Raw genomic sequence first — 3,316 nt, forward strand, 5'->3', positions numbered from 1 at the left:
CGCCGCGCCGGCCCGCGAGCGGCTTGCCCTTCTCGGCCAGCAGGCGCACCGCCGCCTCCAGCCCGATCTCCTCCATCGTCACGCCCCTGGGCAGGGTCGCGACCGTGGTGCCGTGCTGGACATAGGGGCCAAACCGTCCCTTGCGCACCGTCACCGCGCCGCCCTTGGGGTGCTCGCCGAGGGCGCGCACCGAATCGAGCTTCTTCGCCAGCAGCACGACCGCGCGGTTCAGCCCGACCGCGAGCACGTCGTCGTCCTTGTCGAGGCTGGCATAGACCGGACCCATCCTGACATAGGGTCCGAACTGGCCCAGCCCGGCGTAGATGGGCTCTTGCCGCTCGGGGTGGATGCCGACCAGGCGGGGCAGGGACAGCCAGCCGAGCGCCTGCTCGAGCGTCACCGTGGCCGGGTCGATCCCCTTGGGCAGCGAGGCGCGCTTGGGCTTGGGCGCGGTGTCCTTCGCCTTGTCGCGGCCCCGTTTCGGCTTCGGCGCATCCGGGTCCGGCGGGGGCGGCTCGCCGAGCTGGACGTAGAACCCGTAAGGGCCCTGGCGCAGGGTGACCGGCTCGCCCGTCTCGGGGTGGTGGCCGAGCAGCCGCTCCTCCCCCTCGCCCTCGGCCGTGGTGAGGTTCCGCGTGTAGCGGCATTCCGGGTAGTTCGAGCAGCCGATGAAGGCGCCGGTGTTGCCGCCGATGCGCAGGCCCAGCCGGCCGGTGCCGCAGCGCGGGCAGGCGCGGGGATCGCTGCCATCGCCGCGGTCGGGGAAGAAGTGTGGGCCGAGGTCGCGATCCAGCGCCTCGACCACGTCGCTGATGCGCAGCTCCTTGGTCTCCTCCACGGCGGCGACGAACTCGCGCCAGAAGTCGCGCATCACGGCGCGCCACTCGGCCCGGCCGCCGGAGATGTCGTCGAGCTTCTCCTCGAGCCCCGCGGTGAAGTCGTAGGCGACGTAGTGCTCGAAGAAGCCGGTGAGGAAGGCGGTGACGATGCGGCCGCGATCCTCGGGGATGAAGCGGCGGTTCTCGAGCCGGACATAGGCGCGGTCCTGCAGGACCTGCAGGATCGAGGCGTAGGTCGAGGGCCGGCCGATCCCCAGCTCCTCGAGCTTCTTGACCAGGCTCGCCTCGGAGTAGCGGGGCGGCGGCTGGGTGAAGTGCTGTTCGGGGCGGGCCTCGGCGAGCGTCGGCCGCTCGCCCTCGGCGATCGCGGGCAGGATGCGGCCGTCCTCGTCCTCGGCCGGATCGTCGCGGTCCTCGCGGTACAGCTTGAGGAATCCGTCGAACACCAGGACGGAGCCCGTTGCGCGGAAAACAATCTTGTGGTCCTCGGATTCGATCTCGACCGTGGTCTGGTCGAGCTCGGCCGCGGCCATCTGCGAGGCGGCGGCGCGCTTCCAGATCAGCTCGTAGAGACGGCGCTGATCCTCGGAGAGCGCGTGGGCGACGTCCTCGGGCCGGAGCGCGATGTCGGTGGGGCGGATCGCCTCATGGGCTTCCTGGGCGTTCTTGGCGCGCGAGGCGTAGCGGCGCGGCTCGGCCGGCAGGTAGTCCGGCCCGTAGGACGCGCCGAGGTGCTGGCGGATCGCGGCGATCGCCTCCTCGGCCATCTGCACGCCGTCGGTCCGCATGTAGGTGATGAGGCCGACGGTCTCGCCCCGGATCTCCACGCCCTCGTAGAGCTGCTGGGCGGTGCGCATGGTGCGCGTGGCGCCGAAGCCGAGCTTGCGGGACGCCTCCTGCTGGAGGGTGGAGGTGGTGAAGGGCGGCGGCGGGTTGCGCCGGACGCGCTTCCTCTCGACCGAGGCGATCCGATAGCGCGCCGATTCCGCGGCGTTCTTCGCGGCCTGGGCGGAGGCGGCGTCGGCGAGGTCGAACTGGCCGAGCCTCTTCCCCTCCAGCACCGTCAGCTTCGCCGTGAACGGCGCGCCGGCCGCGCTCAGGAACGCGCCCTCGACGGTCCAGTACTCGCGCGGGCGGAACGCCTCGATCTCGGCCTCGCGCTCGCAGATCAGGCGCAGCGCGACGCTCTGCACCCGCCCGGCGCTGCGCGCGCCGGGCAGCTTGCGCCAGAGCACGGGCGAGAGGGTGAAGCCGAACAGGTAGTCGAGCGCGCGGCGGGCGAGATAGGCCTCGATCAGGTTGCGGTCGAGGTCGCGCGGGGTCGCGAGCGCGCGCTTCACGGCGGAGCGGGTGATCTCGTTGAAGACGATGCGCTTGACGGCGACACCCTTGAGCGCGCGCCTGTCCTCGAGCATCTCCTTGACGTGCCAGGAGATCGCCTCGCCCTCGCGGTCGGGGTCGGTGGCGAGGTAGAGGGTCTTGGCCCCCTTCAGCGCCGCGGCGATCGCGCGCACCTGCCTCTCGCCGCGGTCGTCCGGCGCCCAGTCCATGGCGAAGTCCTGCTCGGGCCGCACCGAGCCGTCCTTCGCCGGCAGGTCGCGCACATGCCCGTAGGACGCGACCACGGTGTAGTCCCGGCCGAGATAGCCGTTGATGGTCTTGGCCTTGGCGGGCGATTCGACGACGACGACGTCCATCCAGGATTCCCGACGGCCCCCGGGACGGGCCGCTACCGGCTGGCGAGCGCCACCCGGTTCCCCGGCAGCCGCTCGATCCGCCCCTCGAGGTCGAGCTCGAGCAGGGCGGCCGAGACGGCGGGGGCGGAACATGGGCAGCGGCGGATCAGCTCGTCAACCGTCACCGGCGCGGGGGAGAGCAGGGTGGCGAGCGCGGCGAGCGCGGCGGCGACCTCGTCGCCGGGCGGTTCGGGCGGGTCGGTCATCTCATCGTGAGGCTCCCGCGCCGGCTCGTCGTCGGCCTCGGCGGCGAGCGCGAGGGCGAGGCGGAGCGGCTCCGCCGGCGGGCCCGCAGGCAGATGGGCGAGGATGTCCTCGGCGCTCTCGACCAGGTGGGCGCCCTGGCGGATCAGGTCGTTCGCGCCGCGCGCGCGCGGGTCGAGCGGGCTGCCGGGCACGGCGAAGAGCTCGCGCCCGGCCTCGAGCGCGAGGCGGGCGGTGATCAGGCTGCCGGACCTGGGGGCCGCCTCCACCACCACCACGCCGAGCGCAAGCCCGGCGATGATCCGGTTGCGACGCGGGAACAGCCTGGGCAGGGCCGCCGTGCCGAGCGGCGCCTCGGCGACCACGGCGCCCGTTGCGCCGATGCGCGCCTGGAGGTCTGCGTGCTCGGGCGGGTAGGGGCGGTCGAGCCCGGTCGCCACCGCCGCCACCGTGACGCCACAGGCGAGCGCGCCCTGATGCGCGGCCGCGTCGATGCCGCGCGCGAGGCCGGAGACCACGACGATCCCCGCCTCGGCC

The 3,316-nt window shown here is 73.3% G+C and carries 2 protein-coding genes; both read right to left on the reverse strand.

The annotated features are described in order from the left end of the window. Positions 1-2,536 (reverse strand): type I DNA topoisomerase (gene topA / locus FK498_RS18065; RefSeq protein ID WP_141857011.1); only part of this gene is annotated, 2,536 nt, incomplete at its 3' end. Positions 2,537-2,568: 32 nt separating this feature from the next. Further along, positions 2,569-3,316 (reverse strand): DNA-processing protein DprA (locus FK498_RS18070; RefSeq protein WP_141857013.1); only part of this gene is annotated, 748 nt, incomplete at its 5' end.

The sequence above is a fragment of the Elioraea sp. Yellowstone genome (assembly GCF_006704265.1).
GTDB lineage: Bacteria > Pseudomonadota > Alphaproteobacteria > Acetobacterales > Acetobacteraceae > Elioraea.